Consider the following 19,060-nt stretch of genomic DNA (forward strand, 5'->3'; position numbering starts at 1 on the left):
TCTTAGAATCATAAGAGTATCCGGCAATCCTCTTGATTATTAAAGGTACTGTTTACTCGTCAAACTGATCTTGGAATTTTTTATAAACATCACGGACAATATCATATTCTTCATCTGTTGCTTCATCAAGACCAGTCCAGTTGTACACTTCATCCATTACGTTAATCATTTCTTCATCATCATTGAAGCCCAGAAAGATTTCTTTTATCTGTGCAATTTCTTCTTCACTTAACAGATTTGTATTTGCGCTGATTGTATCATTAGGAATACGCTCGGTGAAATCCAGCTGCACGAGCTCGTCCATTGCTTCTGGATAATCCTCGACAATGTTTGTACGTGCATCTTCAAATGTTGTTGCAAAGTCTGCATCACCTTCAAGGACAGTAACTAATGCTGCATCATGCGAACCGGTCTGAATTTGATTGCTGAAGTATGATTCTAAATCTTCTACACCATAGTCGTCCATTAGCTGTGCCGCCGGGAATAAGTATGCGGATGTAGATCCTTGATCAGCAAATGCCCAGATTGTTCCTTCTAAATCTTCTAAACTCTCAATACCTGAATCAGCACGGACAGTGTATTGAGCACGATAAGAAGATTCTCCGTCACGGATTGATTTTGCGAAAACTTCAACTTGATCATAGCGGTCAGTTGCCTGAACATAGCCAAAAGCGGGAATAAAACCAATATGAACCTGATCATTGCCTAAAGCTTCCACGAGTCCGCTGAAATTAGTCATTACACGTCCTTCCACATCACGATCAAGCTCTTCCTCCAGACGTTCTACCATCGGCTCGATATTGTCTGCGATTTTATCAGAATCTGTAGATGGAACAAACCCTAAGATGAGCGTGTCGTCCCCATCTCCTGAATCAGAGCCGCATGCTGCCAGCATAAATACCATTATTAATGTGAAAAATAAGAATATTCCTTTTTTGAACAATCTATTTCCCTCCCGGTGAAATAATTTATTTTGTTTCATATTTATTATAAGTGATTATGATAAAAGAAATCTACCGAATTTTGAGGAATTTTATCAAGATACGGAATTATTTGTAATTTAAAGACTCACTTTCCCTCTGTTGAACACATAATATATGCTATGATAAAAGGGATTGGGGGGGCGAATGTAATGTTGGAAGATTATAAGCTGGTTATCTTCGATTTAGATGGGACGTTATATGAAGGAACGGAGCATTTTGACTATTATGCAAAGCTCCTGCAAGAAAAAGTTACACCTGCACTTCGAGACGAATATTTACAGGAATATGAAGCGATGAAGGCAGGAAAGCATCTTGTTTCTATCGGGAAGATATATGATGTTGCACGGGATTTGATTTTAACAATAGATTCTTTAACCTTTGAGGTTTCCGCAGCATATCGCTGGAGTGGTGAAAAATTGTCTAAGACAGAGACACGAGAGTTCTACCCTGGACCACAGCAATTTGATTTCAATCATTTAGTTGCTATTGGAGATGGCTGGTGGCTGCCTTTTGCCAGTGCCAAGCATTATGGTGTAAAAGAACACTACAGCAGTTATTTGGCAACAAAGGAATTCATCGTGTCAGATGATTTTACAATAGAAAAACTGCAAGGCCTGCGTACTTATTTATTGCAATTAAAAGAAAAAACACAAATTGTATTGATGACGAACAGTGACCGGGAGGATGTAACACGTTTATTGAATGAGCTTGATTTAACGAATGTTTTTGACCATATTATTACCTCGGCGAAAAAGCCTGCATATACAAAAAAACTGATGGAGCACCTGATTGAACAGTATAAAATTGAACCGGTTGAGGCGGTATCGGTCGGAGATAATTTTATTAATGAAATTGCTCCGGCATTGTCACTGGGCATGGATGCTGTTTATATTCAGCCACATGGTCATGATGAGGAAGTAAAAGGTTTGACGGTAGTAGATTCTTTAACGGATTTTATTAAGGAAAAGTAATTGGTTATATTTGAAAGGCAGGTTGTCATATGGCAGGCGGGGGATTAATAGAATATTGAGCTGTGCTCATAAACTTAATTCATATCAGTGAGGAGCAATTGGTGATGCTCTGTTATATTATGCACAAGCGCCCATGCAAAAAGTATGTAATGAATTAGTAGGAGAGGAGGGAAACCCTCCTGCTAACCCTATATCTATTCATTCGTTTTGAAATGAAGTTAATTCAGCCATATTTTGATAGATAACGTTTCTTGCTAAAAACACCATCTTACTGGTATTTTCTTGAACAATGGATTTCATTTCTTCCGTATAGCCCATACAGTCCAGCACAATTGCTTTTATTGGCAGTTTTTCCAATTCACTTGCCACTTTAATTAACTCTGACTTATTAAAATTATATGGAGAGCATGCTTTTGGAATAGCAGTTAATCCTATGGTTTCCCATTTTTTAATGATGGAATCTTTTTGTTCAGGAAGGGGGACAATCACTCCGAGTGTTCCCTCTTGAATGACTCCTTTCACCACATGATTTAACAGATAATCTGGATAGATTAAAGGAACGTTACTGGTGAACTTAGGAAATTGTCCGGTACAAGCCAATAATATCATTGTTGTACCTGACAGGTTTAATTCAGAAATTAAATCTTGTATAAAAGGAAGTATTTTTTCCTTGGCAATAACTGTTTTATCTCCATTCGATAAACGAGAAACTAGAACAGTCTGATTTTCATTCGGAGATAAATTTAATATTTCCTGCTCTGTTTTATAATCAAGTACACCTCTTTCCACGATAGCTGTATTATCAGGGAAAATATGTTGCATCGCCGGTATCATATCCACTCTTGGTGTTTGTCCGACAGTAATAACGCCTATGGTTGGATGCATGATTTTTCCGTCTCCTTAGTGTAGTAGTTTTTACCATTTACGTATGTCTCCAAAACATTGGCGTAGGTATGGAAAGGATGGTGGGACCATATAACAAAATCTGCATCTTTTTGTTCCTCTAGTGAGCCAACGCGATGTGCTATTCCGGTTAACTTTGCTGCTTCGATCGTGATACTTCTTAATGCAGCTGTTTCATCTAAGCCATATTTTACTGCTTCAGCAGCACAGATAACTAAATAATTAATCGGAATAAATGGGTGATCTGTCATAATTGCAAAAGGTATTCCTGCTTCATAAAATAGTCTGGGAGCTGCGGGAGTAGAGTTTCTGGTTTCATATTTTGTTGAAGGCAGCATAAATGGGCCTAATGTAACTTTGGCACCGCTTTTTTTAATTGCTTCCAACATGAAATGTCCCTCAGTGCAATGCTCCAATGATAATTGAATATTAAATTCTTTAGCTATTCGAATTGCTGTAGCGATATCATCGGCACGGTGAGCATGTAAATGTAATGGCATTTTATGATCAAGTACTTCTATAAATGGTGACAGCTCTGAATAATTATTCAATGCTTCTTCCTTTTCTTCGTTTGTCAGTTGACTTGCTTTTTCAAATCCATCACGTATTATATTGGCAATCGACATTCTGGTATACGGCTTTTTATGATAATTTTGACCAAATGTATTTTTTGGATTTTCTCCAAGTGCACCTTTAAGCCCGCTTTTCCTTGTAATCAACATCTCCTCCAGATAATTTCCGCCTGTTTTTAAAATGGTCCATACGCCGCCAATTGGATTAGCACTGCCGGCGCCGGTTTGAACTGTGGTTACGCCTCCTTTTCTTGCCAGGTCAAATGAAAAATGATGTATATCAATGCCATCTACCGCAGACATCATGGGAGTATAAGGCTCAGAATATTCATTGGCATCATTGACTCGTTCATTAATTTCTCCCCAAATTCCAACATGCGTATGAATATCAATTAATCCAGGAGTAATGAGAAGGCCATCCAGGTCTCTTACCTTTGCTTCTTCAGGGATGTCTGTGTTCACTCCAACTTTAATAATTTTTTCATTCTTAATCCATAAATCTGCGTGCTCTAATATGGTATTCTTTTCATCCATTGTATAAATTGTTGCATTTTTAAATATATGAAGCATTTTTTTCCGCCTCCCGATAAACTTCTTTTCCTTTTATAAACGTACGAACTGCTTTTGAAGTTAGACTTAGGGGGTGGCCATTCCATAGAACAAGGTCAGCAAATAAGCCTTCTTGAATATCACCGGTTTTGTGATCGATATTTAATAGTTTAGCAGCATCTTTTGTTAAAGCATTTAATACCTGGTGTTCTGGAACACCATTTTTTACTGCAAGAGAGCCTTCTAATTGCAGATGGGTTACAGAATTAGTCGGATGGTCTGTAGAAAATGTATAATTTATTGCTTGTTTATGGAAGAAAAAGCAGTCGGCAGGGTCCAGGTTTTTTAGTTCCGCTCTTTCTATTGGCTGAAAATAAGGACCTGCAACAATTGCTTTAGGGTAATTTAATATTGGTTTTTTTAATTTTCTATATTCTGTAGCATGGACAAATACAAAATCTATGCCAAATTCTTCTGCAATTCTATAAGCAGTCGCAATATCATCTGCGCGATGACAGCGAATAAATAAGAGCTGCTCTTTAAGGTTCTTTTCTTTTTGTAAATCATTTAAAGATCGCCGGATTTTATGGGCAATCCCCATGCGGGTTAGGGGAGTACCAGTTCTTTCCCAAAATGTCTTCTTGGGGAGATCTCCCATGGAATAGGAATACCCCAGATTTTTATGGAGAGCCATATCTTCAACGGTATGGCCATGGGTATGAATGACTGCAGTACGTGCTCCGACAATACTTTCGGCCGATGAAACAATATGAGCAGCTGTGACACCTGAAGAAACAGCATCATGAAAGGCTTTATCAAATGGATAAATACCATCCAAGACATGCAGCTTTTCACTTTTTGTTTCGTCTGGTTCCATGCCGTCGTCGCCTTCCCAGCGAATTCCTTTTTCTTTCAATCCAATTTGCGAACAAGTATCAATAAAACCGGGAGTCAGAAATAAGTCAGAGCCATTAATAACAGAAATATGCTCTGGAATATGGTTTGCCGGTAAAATGGCATTAATTTTCTCATCTTTTATGAGAATGTTCTTTTTGGAAAAACTGCCGGATTCAGAAGAATATGTATTGATATTTGTGATAGCAGTTTCTGTCATTTTTACACCTGCTTTCAAAGTTTTATATAAGAGGATGTTCAAAAAGTCTAATAAAGATGACACGGCGAATTTCTTCGTTGATGATCTTTTTCCGATACTCACGTATTATAAAGCATACGCTCCGTTCGTAAAAGATCATCGCCTTGAAATTCTTGGTCCTATTTATCAGCCTTTTTGAACACACACTATAAGAAAGAAAAGCAGAGAAATAGGCTCTACTTTTCTTTCTTTTGTAATTTTATTCTTGAAAATTATTCGTCCAGCCAGACATTTGCTCCATTCGGACTTACTACGTTAATGGACATGTCAGCAGATATTTCAAAGCCTTTCACCTTTGGACTGATAGCTGCTGTTGAGTCTTGATTGTCAATTTCAATCCGGGAGTAATCACCCATTATAATTTTAATTGCTTCTTGGTAAAGCGCAGCTCTTTCTTCTTGATCGACACTTTCTGTAAGAGCCTGATCTAATAACGCATCTACTTCTTCATTAGAATATCCTCGGCCGTTACCTAACGAGCCGATTTGATCAGAATGGAACAGCTGATTTAGAAAGAAGTATGGGTCGGGATACCATGACCACCCGCCAATAGACATAGGGGCGTTATTTTTGGAAACAGTGTCACTGAGTGTTCCCCATTCTACTACTTTGATTTCTACATCTATATTTAAATTTTCTTTCATTTGGTTTTGGAAAATAGTAGCGGTTGGAACACGAGCTTCGCCAACATAGATTTCTGTATCAAATCCATCTGCATATTCGGTTTCAGATAAAATTTCTTTTGCTTCTTCCGGATTATATTCTGGTTTGTATTGCTCCAGATCCTCGGTGTACCCCCATGATTCTTGCGGGATAGGTGCGTAGGAAACAGAAGCTCCTCCATATTGATTGGCGCCGGAAACAAGTTCTTCTACATTGGTAGCCTTGTAGATGGCTTCGCGGACTTTTGGATCGGCAGTTGGCCCTTTCTGGTTATTCAGGTCGAGATAAGTAATCGACAAGCCTGGCTCTGAAAGCAATTCGAGTTCAGGATCCTGTTCAATAACTTCTCTGCTCTGCCCTTTAATATCCGTAGCAAGATCAATATCGCCTGACCGCAGTGCATTTGTCATCATGTTAGGATCTGAAATAATGGTATAAGCAACACTATCAAGGTGTGGTTTTTCTCCCCAATAATTGTCATGCCTTTCCAGTTCAACCTTCTGATCTGTTTGCCAATCTTTCAGCTGGAATGGTCCAGTGCCCACTAAATGAGACCCAAACTGTTCTCCCCAGCCTTCCACTTCTTCTTCTGGCACAATAATATTTCCTTTATCTGTTAACATAGCCAGTAATGCTGCATTTGGTTCTGTCAGATGTATAGTTACTTCAAATTCATCAGTTACTTCTACGCTTTCTACACCAGTCAGCCTGTTCATAACCGATTCATTTGCTGAGCGTTCAAGACTATACTTCACATCTTCAGCAGTCATCTGCCTGCCATCCTGATACTCTCCCGGCTGAAAATAGACATCATCTCTTAATTTGAAGGTGTACGATTTCAAATCTTCTGAGGTTTCCCATTCTGTAGCGATAGATGGTTCAAAATCACTAAAATCTTTATTATAAACGATAAGTGTATCTCCAATTGATCTCATAATTTGAGATTCATAAACACCTGTATAGCGTACAGGGTCTAATGTATTAGGATTGGAAGAAAGCCCGATGTTCAAGGTTCCACCATCCGTCGGTTCTCCTGACTCATCTTCTGCACTGCCATTTCCTGAAGAGTCTGCTTCTCCATTAGAGGAACAAGCTCCTAAAGTAAAAAGGATACATATAAACCCAAAGACTAAAAGCCACGACTTTAAATTGAGTAATTTCATTTTTTCTCTCCTTTTTGGTTTATTTGATTCATAATGTGAATCAGCAATTCGAATAAAGAATTAATAATAAATCTAGCACAACTATGAATGTAATGTAAAGAGTTTTTTGTAAATTCTAATTAGAATAATTAATTTAATAAGTTTGTATTTACAAATATATTTTCAAGTGCTAAACTATTTTCTAATTCATATATCAAACCATTGATTCACATAATGAATAAAATTGGAGGGGTAAAATTGGGAAAGTACATTTTCAGCAGACTGATAAATATGATACCAACATTATTTATTGTTGCCATTATCGTATTTTTGATTACCAGAATGATTCCTGGAGACCCGGCTTCCGTTATGCTCGGACCGCAGGCGAGCAGAGAAGATGTAGAGGCGTTAACAGAAGCTCTAGGATTAAATGAACCAATCCATATTCAATTTCTGCAGTACATTGGTAATTTATTGCAAGGAGATTTTGGAGTTTCACTATCTTATAATCAGCCAATTACTGATTTAATTATCAATCGTTTCCCGAATACAGTTGTTTTAGCAGTAAGTGCATTAATCATTGCATTTATGATAGGTGTTCCGGCTGGAATAATTTCTGCTTCAAAGCAAAATTCTCTCATCGATTATTCCATTACTACTATTTCTTTAATCGGAGTATCCATGCCGATTTTTTGGCTGGGAGTCATGCTTGTTCTGTACTTCAGTGTTAATTTAGGTTGGTTTCCTGCAACTGGGATGGGGTCAATGGACGACGGGTTTATCAGCTATCTGAAGCATTTAATTCTGCCAAGTATCACACTGGCTACAATACCGACTGCGACATTTGCGCGGATAACACGGTCAAGCATGCTGGAGGTAATTACACAGGATTATATTAAAACGGCACGTTCGAAAGGAATCAGTGAATTTATTGTCATTTCTAAGCATGCATTTAAGAATGCATTTAACCCGCTATTGACAGTATTAGGCCTGCAAATTTCCTCTTTGCTTGGCGGGGCTGTATTGACTGAGACAATATTCAGCTGGCCGGGAATGGGACTTTTAATCATGGATGCCATTGAAAAAAGAGATTTTGTAGTAGTACAAAGCACCGTATTATTTATCGCTTTAATTTTTGTAATGGTTAATTTAGTTGTAGATATCTTGTATAAAGTTGTCAATCCGAAAATTAGCTACTCTACGAACAAAGGAGGGACAAAATAATGACCTCAATACAAGCTGAAGAAGAGATTGTTAAAACAATGGAGGATAAAAGGAAAAAAGAACAATCTTTATTTAGAAAACTCATTAAAAATAGACTTGCTGCCTTTGGATTAATCGTCATTTTTCTACTAACCATTACTGCGATATTTGCACCATTAATAGCCACACATGATCCAAATTCAATGGATGTGACGAAATCACTGCTTGGTGTGGGAGAGCAGGGCTATCTATTAGGAACGGATAACTTTGGGAGAGATATATTCAGCAGAATAGTTTATGGTTCGAGGATTTCTTTGATTGTTGGCATTGCTGCAGTTTTATTTGGGGCAGTATTTGGATCATTATTAGGAGTTGTTGCCGGATATTTTGGCGGAAAATTAGACTCTATTATTATGCGATTTATGGATGGGTTATTTGCATTTCCTTTTATATTGCTTGCTATTACGTTAATGACAGTTTTGGGACAAGGTCTCTTTAATGTCATATTAGCAATCGGGATTGCTAATATTCCAGGGTTTGCAAGGGTAGTGCGTGGTCAGGTGCTGGGAGTAAAAGAATCCGAATTTATAGAAGTCACCCGGTCATTAGGTGCTAAACACAGAAGAATTATTTTTCAGCATGTATTACCAAACAGCCTTGCTCCAATTATTGTTTACGCAACGATGAGCGTAGCTGGTGCAATTATTTCTGAGGCCGCCCTAAGCTTTTTGGGTCTTGGTGTGCAGCCGCCGACTGCTTCATGGGGAAGTATATTGAAGGATGGAAAAGATTTTCTTGTATTAAACCCTAACATGGCAACTTTTTCAGGACTTTCCATTTTAATAACAGTCCTTAGTATTAATTTGTTTGGAGATGGTTTACGTGATGCGCTGGATCCAAAAATGAAAGTATAACTAAAGGAGGGTACTTGAATGTCAGATACGCTGCTAACAGTGGAAAACTTAGAGGTTCAGTTTCGTTCAGGCTCATCGACAACAAAGGCTGTGAACGGAGTCAGTTTTTCATTAAATAGAAAAGAAAATATTGGAATAGTGGGTGAGTCCGGTTCTGGAAAAAGCGTAACAGCCACTTCATTGCTGCGGCTGATTCCAAATCCTCCAGGAAAAATAACAGGCGGGAGGATTGTTTTTGAAGATAAGGATCTGCTGAGATTATCTGATAAGGAAATGAGAAAGATACGCGGGAATGAGATTTCGATGATTTTCCAGGACCCTTCTACAAGCTTGAACCCAGTTTATACAATTGGGAATCAAATTGTAGAATCGATAAAAACGCATCAGCATCTAAATAAGAAAGAAGCAAAAGAAAAAGCAATCCATATGCTTGAATTAGTCGGCATACCTGAAGCGAGAAAAAGATTCAGTATGTACCCGCATGAATTCTCAGGAGGAATGCGGCAGCGGGTAATGATTGCTATAGCTTTAGCCTGTAATCCCAAGCTATTAATAGCCGATGAACCTACAACTGCACTAGATGTAACGGTGCAGGCACAAATTTTAAATTTAATGAAGGATTTACAACATTCTATTGATACTTCTATTGTCATGATTACACATGATCTTGGGGTGATTTGGGAAACCTGCGACAAGATGCTTGTTATGTATGCAGGTAATGTAGTTGAATCTGGAACAGTTCAAGAAATATATGATAATCCATTGCATCCCTATACATGGGGATTATTAGATTCGCAGATTACAGAAAGTGTATCCAGTGAGGAAGAATTAAATGCCATTCCAGGGAGCCCTCCAGATTTAAGCTTAGATATTACTGGATGTCCTTTCGCAGCAAGGTGTCCTTTTGCAGAGGAAATATGCCTGAAGAAGACCCCTGAAATGATAGAAGCAGCGGAAGGCCATTTTACTGCCTGTCATTTTCAGACGAAGGAACACCGGTTAGATAGAAAGGAGGGGAAGGTGCATGACAGAAGCAATATTAAAAGTTAGAAATTTAAAAAAACACTTTTATCTTGATAGCCCAATACCTTTTAAAAAATCAGATCAAAGTGTCAAAGCTGTAGATGGTGTCAGCTTTGACGTATTCCCTGGAGAAACGCTTGGGGTTGTTGGTGAATCTGGATGTGGAAAATCAACAATGGCCAGATTGGTGAATCAGTTGATTGCTCCAACAGAAGGTACGGTAGAGTTAAATGGAGAAAATCTGGTGAATATGAATAAAGAGAAATTAAGAGTTTTCAGAAAAACAATTCAGATGGTATTCCAAGATCCATTTGCTTCGTTAGATCCAAGAAAAACTGTTGGGGAATTAATTGCTGAGCCGCTGGTTATTCATAAGATTGGGAATAAAACTTCCCGTAAAGAACGTGTGAAAGAATTATTAGAAGTTGTCGGGCTGAGAGGTTCTCATTCAGGGAGGTATCCGCATGAGTTTTCAGGAGGACAAAGGCAAAGAATAAATATCGCCCGGGCTCTGGCACTTAACCCGGATGTCATTATTTGCGATGAGCCGGTTTCGGCATTGGATGTGTCGGTCCAGGCACAGGTTATTAATCTGTTAAAGAAATTACAAAAGGATTTTAACCTAACTTATATTTTTATTTCACATGATCTTAATGTAGTTCGTTATGTGTGTGACCGGATTGCAGTCATGTATTTAGGAAAAATTGTTGAGATGGGGACTTATAAAGAAATTTATGAGGATTCCAAGCATCCTTATACAAGGGCTCTTTTATCCTCAATTCCAAAAGAGAGTCCCAATGAGATAAAAGAAAGAATTATTTTGAAAGGCTCTGTTCCAAGCCCGATTAATCCGCCATCTGGGTGTCATTTTCATGAAAGATGTCCATTTGCAATGGACGTTTGTAAAGTGAAATCTCCGGAATTAATGGAAGTTGGGAATGGGCATCAATCATCCTGCCATTTATTAGAATTGGAAAATAATCCATTGTCAGATATACCAATAAAGAAAAAAGAGGAGGAAATGGAATGTCATTAAAATATGTTATGGAAGTTTATGAATTAATGGATAGTCTACATGTTACAGGGGAAGATGTAAAAAACTTTTTATGGGGAGTAAACAGCAATAGCCAGGTTGAAGTAAAAACAGTAGAAGGGGATGAAGGCTCTACTGATTTTGTTAAAATAACGATTCCAGGAGAAAATGGTAAATCAAAAGGAGGAGACGCACCGACCTTAGGGATTATTGGCAGGCTTGGAGGAATTGGAGCACGTCCCGAATTAAAGGGGTTTGTTTCCGATGGAGATGGTGCACTTTCCTGTATTTCCGCAGCTGCTAAATTGCTTGATATGCAAAATAAGGGTGATACTTTAAATGGAGATATTATTTTAACTACACACATTTGCCCAACAGCACCGACATTGCCTCACGATCCAGTTCCATTTATGAATTCACCGGTGGATATTTTAACAATGAACAAGCATGAAGTTACAAAAGAAATGGATGGAATTCTTTCTATAGATACAACGAAAGGCAATATGATTACAAATCACCGGGGATTTGCTCTGACACCTACTATAAAGGAAGGTTATATTTTAAAAGTAAGTGATGATTTGTTACATATTTACACTCAGTCTTCCGGAATTCTGCCAGTAACTATGCCAATTACTATGCAGGACATTACACCATATGGTAATGGAGTCTATCATGTAAATAGTATTCTTCAGCCGTCAGTAGCTACATCCAGTCCGGTAGTTGGAGTAGCAATCACAACAGAAACAGCTGTAGCAGGATGTGGAACCGGTGTTACGCATTTAGTAGATGTAGAACAGGCTGTCAGGTTTGTTATTGAAGTGGCCAAGTTATTTGGTGAAAACAAATGCTCTTTTTATGATAAGAAAGAGTTTACCCGTTTAGAAAGTTTATATGGAAAAATGACACAGCTGCAGACGCCTGGAAAAAAGGAGGTAATAAAATAGTATGGTTAATAAACAGGAACTAAAAGATAAGGTTATTAACGAAGTAGAAGCATGTAAAGAAGAGTTAGTTGACCTGTGCAGCTCTTTAATTAAAATACCCAGTGAAAATCCGCCTGGGGATTCAACGGAAATAAGCAGGTTCATAGAAAATTATCTGAAAAAATTTGATACGGAGGTAGATTTCTATGAATCCGCTGATAAAATGTATAATCTCGTTTCCAGCATTGGTTCGGAAGAGGGAAAACATTTAATCTATTGCGGTCATACGGATGTTGTTCCAGCAGGAAATCTGGAGAAATGGGATTTTGATCCGTTTTCCGGAGAAGTGAAAGATGGCTGGATGTTAGGAAGAGGAGCAAGTGATATGAAGGCAGGTCTTTCCGGAATTATATTTGCTTTTACTATATTAAAGCGCCTTCAAATTAAATTACCCGGGAAGCTTTCCCTTGCTATTGTTCCTGATGAAGAAACTGGCGGGGATTTCGGTGTACCGTGGTTACTTAAAAACAAAATCATTCATGGGGACGGCTGTTTGATTGCGGAGCCATCATCACCGTATAATCCAACCGTTGGACAAAAAGGATCCTATTGGTTTGAACTGGAAGTATTTGGCCAACCGGGCCATGGAAGCTTATCCCCTTTAGCTGGAAAAAATGCCATTACAGATGCTGTACTTGCCATAAGGGAAATCCAAAAATTATGGGATATTCAAATAACAGTACCAGATGAAGTGAAGCAATTAATTCATGTATCACAAAAATATATGAGGGAAGTTGAAAAGGACAGAGAAGCCTTTATGCCGGTTCTTGAACATATTACAGTAAATATAGGTACAATTGAAGGCGGGACAAAATCAAACGTGATTCCGGAAAATTGTAAGGTAGAAGTAGATTGCCGGCTACCATTTGGTATTACAGAGAAAGAAGTAACAGATTTTTTACATGAAAAACTGGGAGAACTGGGTATTGATTATAAAATTCGTCTCTTTGGTTTCAGAAGCAACGCCAATTTTACAGACCCTGATGACCCTGTTTGTAAAGCGATTATAGATAATATTTCCTTTGTAACAGACCACGAGGCATATGGAGTGATGCAGTGGGCAAGCAGTGATGCTAGGCATTTCAGGGATTATAATATTCCTGTTCTTCAATATGGTCCGGCGTTTCTGCCAACCATTCACGGCTATAATGAGAGAGTGCAGGTCGAACAAATAATCACTTGCGCAAAGGTCTATGCGGCAGCTGCAATCGATTTTCTTTATTCGGAGTAATAAAAAAGTGAGAAAATATGTAATTACTCTGTTTATTCAATTTTATATGTTAAGATAGGTCTAAATACTATTAGTTTAGATGATAAGTTGGGGATGCTTATGTTAAAAACATTAAACAGTGCACTAGAGGTGCTTAAAATGTTTACAAGGGAAAAGCCAAAATGGGGCGGTAGAGAGCTTGCTAATGAGATGCAGATGAATCATACAAAAATCTACCGTATTTTAGAGACCTTGGAAAACAACAATTTTCTTTTTAAAGATCCAGTGACCAAGAAATATTCATTGGGATTTGCTGTATGGGAGCTGGGAACTATTATGTATGAAGATCTTAGTGTAAAACAGCTGATACGGCCAATTTTAAAAGAGCTGAGCCGCCAAACAGGGGAATCTGTGTTTCTTACCTTATTAGATAAAGAAGAGGCAGTCACTCTTGATGTATTGGAACCGGAAAACAAAGTGAAATTTTCCGTTTCTGTAGGCAGCAGGGCACCTTTATATGTCGGTGCTTCCTATCGATCTATTTTGGCGTATTTAGATGAGGAAACTATTGAAAGAATTTTAACTCCTGAAAGATTAATAAAGTATACGAACGATACGATGACTGATCCGGATGAATTAAGAACAGAGCTGGACAACATTCGTCAGCAAGGGTGGGCGAAGAGCCAGAGTGAATACACGGAAGATATTATTGCGATTGCTGTTCCGTTATTTGGCAGTAAAGGTATTATTGGCTCCATTACTGTTTCTGGGCCAATCTATCGGATGCAGGATGAAAAAATAAAGAATTATTTATCTCTATTAATAGAGACCAGAAATGAGGTTGCTGAAGTAATCGATAAGTATCAATTACAGTTAAACAGCAGTAATTAAAAAGTTATACCTTTGAGAGGGAGTTTTATGGATGCTGGATTATTTAAATGTGGCTGAGAACGTATTAAATAATAATTTATTTGTGAAACAAGATGAACAAATATTGATTATTACAGATACAGAGCTAAGGGATATCGCAAATATATTCTTCCAGGCAGGCTTAAGGATGAAAAATGAAACGATGCTTATGGAAATGGCTCCCAGATTGAAGTCTGGGGAAGAGCCTCCTAAAACTGTAAGTAAAGCAATGCAAGCAGCGGAAGTGATACTATGTATTACAAAACATTCTCTCACTCATACAAATGCAAGAAAAAAAGCTTCTAATGCCGGGGCAAGAATTGCAACTATGCCGGGTGTTACCCTGGATATGCTAAAGAATGGCGCTATATCAGCAGACTATCATGAGGTTGTTGAACGGACAGCAAAATATTGTGAATTACTCAATCAGGGTAATCAAGTTGAAATAAAAAAAGGAGATACTTGCTTATCTTTTTCAATAAAAAACAGAGCTGGAATTGAAAGTACGGGTGTTTTTAAAGAAAAAGGAGAGGCGGGAAATCTTCCTTCTGGTGAAGCCTATATTGCACCAATAGAAGACTCGGCTAACGGTACAATAATGATTGATGGCTCCATTGCCGGGATAGGCGTTATAGAAGAGCCTCTAACTTTAGAAATCGAAAATGGCAGATTAACAGCTGCCAGTGGAGATAAGGGGAAGGAGCTGCTTGAATTATTGGGGAGCGGAGCCGGAAGAAAAATTGCAGAATTTGGGATTGGTACAAATAACAAGGCACGGCTGATTGGAAATGTTTTAGAAGATGAAAAGGTTTTTGGCACAGTACATATAGCTTTTGGCAGTAATAAATCCTTTGGCGGAGAAACAGAAGCAAATGTACATATTGACTGTGTTATCAAAAATCCAATTGTATCTATTGATAATAAGGAAGTACGATTTAATTAGATGAGCGGGCAGGAAAGGAAAAAAGTCGATGTAGTAATTGCAATAACTTCCGTTTCCGTTTATACGGGAAGTTATTCTTTTAAAAAAGACTTAAGTCACAAATATAATAACTAATATTAAAATAGGCAATCTAATATATAAGAAAGAAGCTGTCACAAAATGCATATTACACATTTTGTGACAGCTTCTTTTCCATTTTTACCGCCGATTATAAAACACAATAACAATTTTTTCGATGTAAATCTGATATTCTATTTCAATTTTAACAAGCATATCCTAATACAAACCAAAAGCATGTTAGGATTCTCATACGAGAAATTCAATGTATAAGAACGATAACACCAAATGAAAGAAAAGGAGGGCAGATAATATATGAAGCTTCAATTAACAGGAGAGCTATCACAGGTGAAAAAAGGACTGCATCACCTGTTGAAAGATCTGGATATTGAATTGGCGAAGGAAGGACATCGGATCCATGTGACGCAAAGAGAAGGTCCTCTTTTGGTGAAAAATTATAACGGAAAAGGTGAAATTGTATTTCAGGATAAAATTCATTTTTTCAGAGGGCTTGGATTATGGCTGGAGCATTTTTATTCAGAAACAGATTTTGATCTTATAGAGAAACCAAAGTTTACAATGAATGGTGTGATGCTGGATGCTTCCCGCAATGCAGTAATGAAGGTAGACGGAATAAAGGGTTTATTGCGTAATATAGCAGTAATGGGACTCAATACATTGATGGTATATACAGAGGATACATATGAAGTAAAAGCATATCCTTATTTCGGTTATATGCGTGGAAGATATACAGAGGAAGAGCTGAAGGAATGTGATCAGTATGCTGCAGAATTAGGAATTGAAATGATTCCCTGCATTCAGACATTGGCTCATTTAACAGAAGCTTTGAAATGGAATTATGCAATTGATATACGGGATACCGCTGATATTTTATTGGCAGGCTCAGAAGCGACGTACACCTTTTTAGAGCATCTCATTGAAGCTGCAAGTTGTCCATTTCAATCGCAGCGGATTCATATCGGAATGGATGAAGCGCATCAGCTTGGCTTAGGAAAATATCTCGATAAACATGGTTATGAAAAAAGGTTCGATATCATGAATAAACATCTTCAAGAAGTAGTTGCCATTACCAATAAGAAAAATCTAAAGCCGATGATTTGGAGTGATATGTATTTCCGACTCGGATCCAAGCATGGAGGTTATTATGACTTAGGTGCTGAGATTCCGGAATCAGTCATAGCATCTATCCCGGAAACACAGCTTGTTTATTGGGATTATTATCATGATGATGAAAAATTCTATTGCAGCTTTATTCAAAAGCATAAAGCATTAAAAGCTGATCCTGTGTTTGCAGGAGGCGTGTGGACATGGAATGGGATCTCTCCTAACTATGGAAAAGCCTTTGCTGCAAGTGAAGCAGCTTTACGTGCCTGTAAAAAAGAGAAAATCAGAGAGGTTTTTGCTACTATGTGGGGAGATAATGGTGCGGAAACACCCATGGTGACAGCTTTACCGGTTTTACAGTTGTTTGCTGAACATTCCTATCATGAATCCATCTCTGAAGAACATTTACATCGACGGTTTTGTTTTTGTACGGGAGCCGATTTTAATGACTTTATGCTTTTCAATCAATTGGATGAAACACCTGGGGTAGCTAAGAATAATCCGCAGACCTCCAATCCTTCCAAGCTTTTATTATGGCAAGATATTTTGATTGGTTTATACGATGCGAATATTAAAAATTTGCCGTTGAACAAACATTATACAGAGCTGACAGCTAAGCTTGAGGAAGCAGTGGAAAGAAATACAAATTGGAATTTATTATTTGATTTCTATAAACAACTATCGCGTGTTTTAAGTGTGAAAGCAGAATTGGGAAGACGTTTGAAGGAGATGTACGATGATCAGGATCGAAGTAAACTCCAGAAGAATGTGCTGCCTGATTTAGAGGACGTGAAAAATCATGTCGATACATTAAGAAAAGCCCATCGTAAACTATGGTTTTCACTCAATAAGCCCTTTGGCTGGGAGGTTATCGAAATACGGTATGGCGGTGTACTGGCGCGGATAGATACTGTGATTTACCGTCTAAATCAATATATTGAAGGAAAAATTAGCAAAATTGAGGAACTGGAAGAGGTACGGCTGCATTTTGAAGGCCCGTATCCTATGTCGGAAGGTTCCTTGGGCAGAAATTTATATCATCGTATTGTAACAGCAGGGAATTTATCTTAAAGAGAATGTTCAAAAAGAAAATGAAATAAAGAAAAGGAGGCTGCTCCATGAGCAAGAAGGAATTAGAAAGAAAAATTGGTCAGCTGTTCGTTGTAGGTTTTGATGGGATGACAGTGAACCCAAAAATAAAAAAATTAATCCATGATTATCATGTAGGTTCTATTATTTTGTTTAGCCGGAATATTGGGGAGCCGGAAGAAGTTTTGCAATTAACCTCCGATTTACAAAAGGAAGCAAAAAAAGCCGGATATGAAAAACCATTGCTAATTTGTCTGGATCAGGAGAACGGCGTTGTCAGCAGAATTCATAAAGGGTTAACTACCTTTCCCGGATCGATGGCATTGGGGGCAACAGATAATCCACAATATGCCTATAAAATAGGTCTGGCAACAGGGAAAGAATTAAAAGCGCTCGGGATTAATTGGAATCTGGCACCTGTTTTAGATGTGAACAATAATCCCGATAATCCTGTCATTGGTGTCCGCTCCTTTAGTGAAAATGCTGAAAAAGTTGCTGCATTTGGAGAAGCCATGATGAAAGGACTGCAGGATGCCGGAGTGATGACATCTTTAAAGCATTTCCCTGGTCACGGGGATACCAATGTAGATTCCCATCTGGATTTGCCGGTAATTTCGCATGAGATGGAGCGTTTGGAAAATATCGAATTGGTACCATTTAAAGCTTGTATCGAAGCAGGTGCAGATTCTGTGATGGCTGCTCATGTGTATTTCCCGGCGATTGAGCCGGAGGAAGATATACCGGCGACTTTATCCAAACGGGTTTATGTTGATCTTTTACGTAAAAAGCTTGGATTTACAGGAGTAATTACAACAGACTGTATGGAAATGAAAGCGATATCGAATTCGATTGGAACTGAAAAAGGAGCTGTAAAGGCGCTGCAGGCAGGTACGGATTTTGTCATGATTTCTCATACGTATGCTGTTCAGGAAGGAGCTATACAGGAAATCGTAAGTGCGGTTGAAAATGGAAAGCTGTCTCTTTCCTGTATTGAAAAATCCATTCAACGCATCCAGATGTTGAAAGAAAAATATACGAGCTGGAGAGATTTTCATTTTCCGGAAGCAAAAGACGCCTTGCAAATTGTCGGATCACAAAAACATCGACAGCTGGCACAAACTGTTTATCGGGAAAGTGTAACGATGGTGCATAATCATCAGCTGCTGCCGTTAAACACAGAGAAACAGCCAAAAATCCTTGTACTTGAACCTGCACAAGGAGCCATGATGCAGGTGGAGGATAACAAGGGAAACCAAAAATCACTTGGCGCTGCGGTAAGAGAGCATGTCCCTGGTGCAGCTGTAGAAATATATGACTTGGATGAAATCAAAAAGGCTGTAAAAGGAATTATCACTTGTGCGCAAAACTATGATTATATCATTTTAGGAACATTGACTGTGACTGAGAATAGTCCGGTGATAACGCTTGTTAATCAGTTACTGAAGGAAAATAAGAAGGTTATTGGGGTTGGCATGCGGAACCCATATGATTTTCATTTTCTTCGTAATGTGCAAGCATTTATCAACACCTATGAACCCAGCTTCCCTGCCTTGCAAATTGCTGCAGGTGCAATTTTTGGTGAAGAAGAGGCAAAAGGAACATTGCCGGTCAACGTTTGATTTACTTTCATCTGCA

General features: G+C 38.2%; 16 protein-coding genes. 11 read left to right on the forward strand and 5 right to left on the reverse strand.

Annotated elements, in window-relative coordinates:
• Positions 1-52: 52 nt before the first annotated feature.
• Positions 53-943 (reverse strand): phosphate/phosphite/phosphonate ABC transporter substrate-binding protein, encoded by an 891-nt coding sequence (locus MHH51_RS05965; protein ID WP_281289863.1) that lies wholly within the window; start codon positions 941-943, stop codon positions 53-55.
• 189 nt (positions 944-1,132) lie between these two features.
• Here MHH51_RS05965 and MHH51_RS05970 point away from each other — a divergent pair, with 189 nt between their 5' ends.
• Positions 1,133-1,954, forward strand: coding sequence for an HAD family hydrolase (locus tag MHH51_RS05970; protein WP_339284978.1), 822 nt, complete (start codon positions 1,133-1,135; stop codon positions 1,952-1,954).
• 198 nt (positions 1,955-2,152) lie between these two features.
• Here the strand turns inward: MHH51_RS05970 and MHH51_RS05975 are convergent, their stop codons facing one another.
• From MHH51_RS05975 to MHH51_RS05990, 4 genes are all read right to left on the reverse strand, one after another.
• Positions 2,153-2,839, reverse strand: coding sequence for an AroM family protein (locus MHH51_RS05975; protein ID WP_339284980.1), 687 nt, complete (start codon positions 2,837-2,839; stop codon positions 2,153-2,155).
• Entirely contained in the window at positions 2,824-3,999 is a 1,176-nt protein-coding gene (locus MHH51_RS05980) for an amidohydrolase family protein (protein WP_339284981.1), read from the reverse strand. Before MHH51_RS05980 ends, MHH51_RS05975 begins: the two co-directional genes overlap by 16 nt.
• Entirely contained in the window at positions 3,983-5,092 is a 1,110-nt protein-coding gene (locus MHH51_RS05985; protein WP_339284983.1) for an amidohydrolase family protein, read from the reverse strand. The genes MHH51_RS05980 and MHH51_RS05985 overlap by 17 nt, the downstream gene beginning before the upstream one ends.
• Before the next feature lie 251 nt (positions 5,093-5,343).
• Positions 5,344-6,957 carry an ABC transporter substrate-binding protein gene (locus MHH51_RS05990; RefSeq protein WP_339284985.1) on the reverse strand — a complete coding sequence of 538 codons (1,614 nt, stop codon included), beginning with the start codon at positions 6,955-6,957 and terminating at the stop codon, positions 5,344-5,346.
• Positions 6,958-7,194: 237 nt separating this feature from the next.
• Between MHH51_RS05990 and MHH51_RS05995 the strand changes: the two genes are divergently transcribed.
• The 10 genes from MHH51_RS05995 to nagZ all read left to right on the forward strand — a co-directional run bounded on the left by MHH51_RS05995 (position 7,195) and on the right by nagZ (position 19,044).
• Positions 7,195-8,160 (forward strand): ABC transporter permease, encoded by a 966-nt coding sequence (locus tag MHH51_RS05995; RefSeq protein ID WP_147212159.1) that lies wholly within the window; start codon positions 7,195-7,197, stop codon positions 8,158-8,160.
• On the forward strand, positions 8,160-9,053 hold the full coding sequence (locus MHH51_RS06000; RefSeq protein WP_156988130.1) for an ABC transporter permease: 894 nt from the start codon (positions 8,160-8,162) through the stop codon (positions 9,051-9,053). The genes MHH51_RS05995 and MHH51_RS06000 overlap by 1 nt, the downstream gene beginning before the upstream one ends.
• A gap of 18 nt (positions 9,054-9,071) precedes the next feature.
• A complete protein-coding gene (locus MHH51_RS06005; protein WP_147212161.1) occupies positions 9,072-10,103 on the forward strand; it encodes an ABC transporter ATP-binding protein in 1,032 nt (343 codons plus the stop codon).
• Positions 10,078-11,112 (forward strand): dipeptide ABC transporter ATP-binding protein, encoded by a 1,035-nt coding sequence (locus MHH51_RS06010; RefSeq protein WP_339284988.1) that lies wholly within the window; start codon positions 10,078-10,080, stop codon positions 11,110-11,112. Before MHH51_RS06005 ends, MHH51_RS06010 begins: the two co-directional genes overlap by 26 nt.
• Positions 11,103-12,053 carry a DUF1177 domain-containing protein gene (locus MHH51_RS06015; protein ID WP_339284990.1) on the forward strand — a complete coding sequence of 317 codons (951 nt, stop codon included), beginning with the start codon at positions 11,103-11,105 and terminating at the stop codon, positions 12,051-12,053. The genes MHH51_RS06010 and MHH51_RS06015 overlap by 10 nt, the downstream gene beginning before the upstream one ends.
• A gap of 1 nt (position 12,054) precedes the next feature.
• Positions 12,055-13,323: an ArgE/DapE family deacylase gene (locus MHH51_RS06020; protein ID WP_339284991.1), complete on the forward strand. Its 1,269-nt coding sequence runs from the start codon at positions 12,055-12,057 to the stop codon at positions 13,321-13,323.
• Positions 13,324-13,422: 99 nt separating this feature from the next.
• Complete coding sequence (locus MHH51_RS06025; protein ID WP_147212165.1) at positions 13,423-14,193, forward strand: IclR family transcriptional regulator; 771 nt, start codon at positions 13,423-13,425, stop codon at positions 14,191-14,193.
• A 31-nt stretch (positions 14,194-14,224) separates the two neighbouring features.
• Positions 14,225-15,154, forward strand: coding sequence for an aminopeptidase (locus tag MHH51_RS06030; protein WP_147212166.1), 930 nt, complete (start codon positions 14,225-14,227; stop codon positions 15,152-15,154).
• Between the two features lie 372 nt (positions 15,155-15,526).
• On the forward strand, positions 15,527-17,407 hold the full coding sequence (locus tag MHH51_RS06035; RefSeq protein WP_339284993.1) for a beta-N-acetylhexosaminidase: 1,881 nt from the start codon (positions 15,527-15,529) through the stop codon (positions 17,405-17,407).
• Between the two features lie 47 nt (positions 17,408-17,454).
• On the forward strand, positions 17,455-19,044 hold the full coding sequence (gene nagZ / locus MHH51_RS06040) for a beta-N-acetylhexosaminidase (RefSeq protein ID WP_339284995.1): 1,590 nt from the start codon (positions 17,455-17,457) through the stop codon (positions 19,042-19,044).
• Positions 19,045-19,060 lie beyond the last annotated feature (16 nt).

It is taken from the genome of Oceanobacillus sp. FSL K6-3682, assembly GCF_037976165.1.
Classification (GTDB): Bacteria; Bacillota; Bacilli; order Bacillales; family Amphibacillaceae; genus Oceanobacillus; species Oceanobacillus sojae.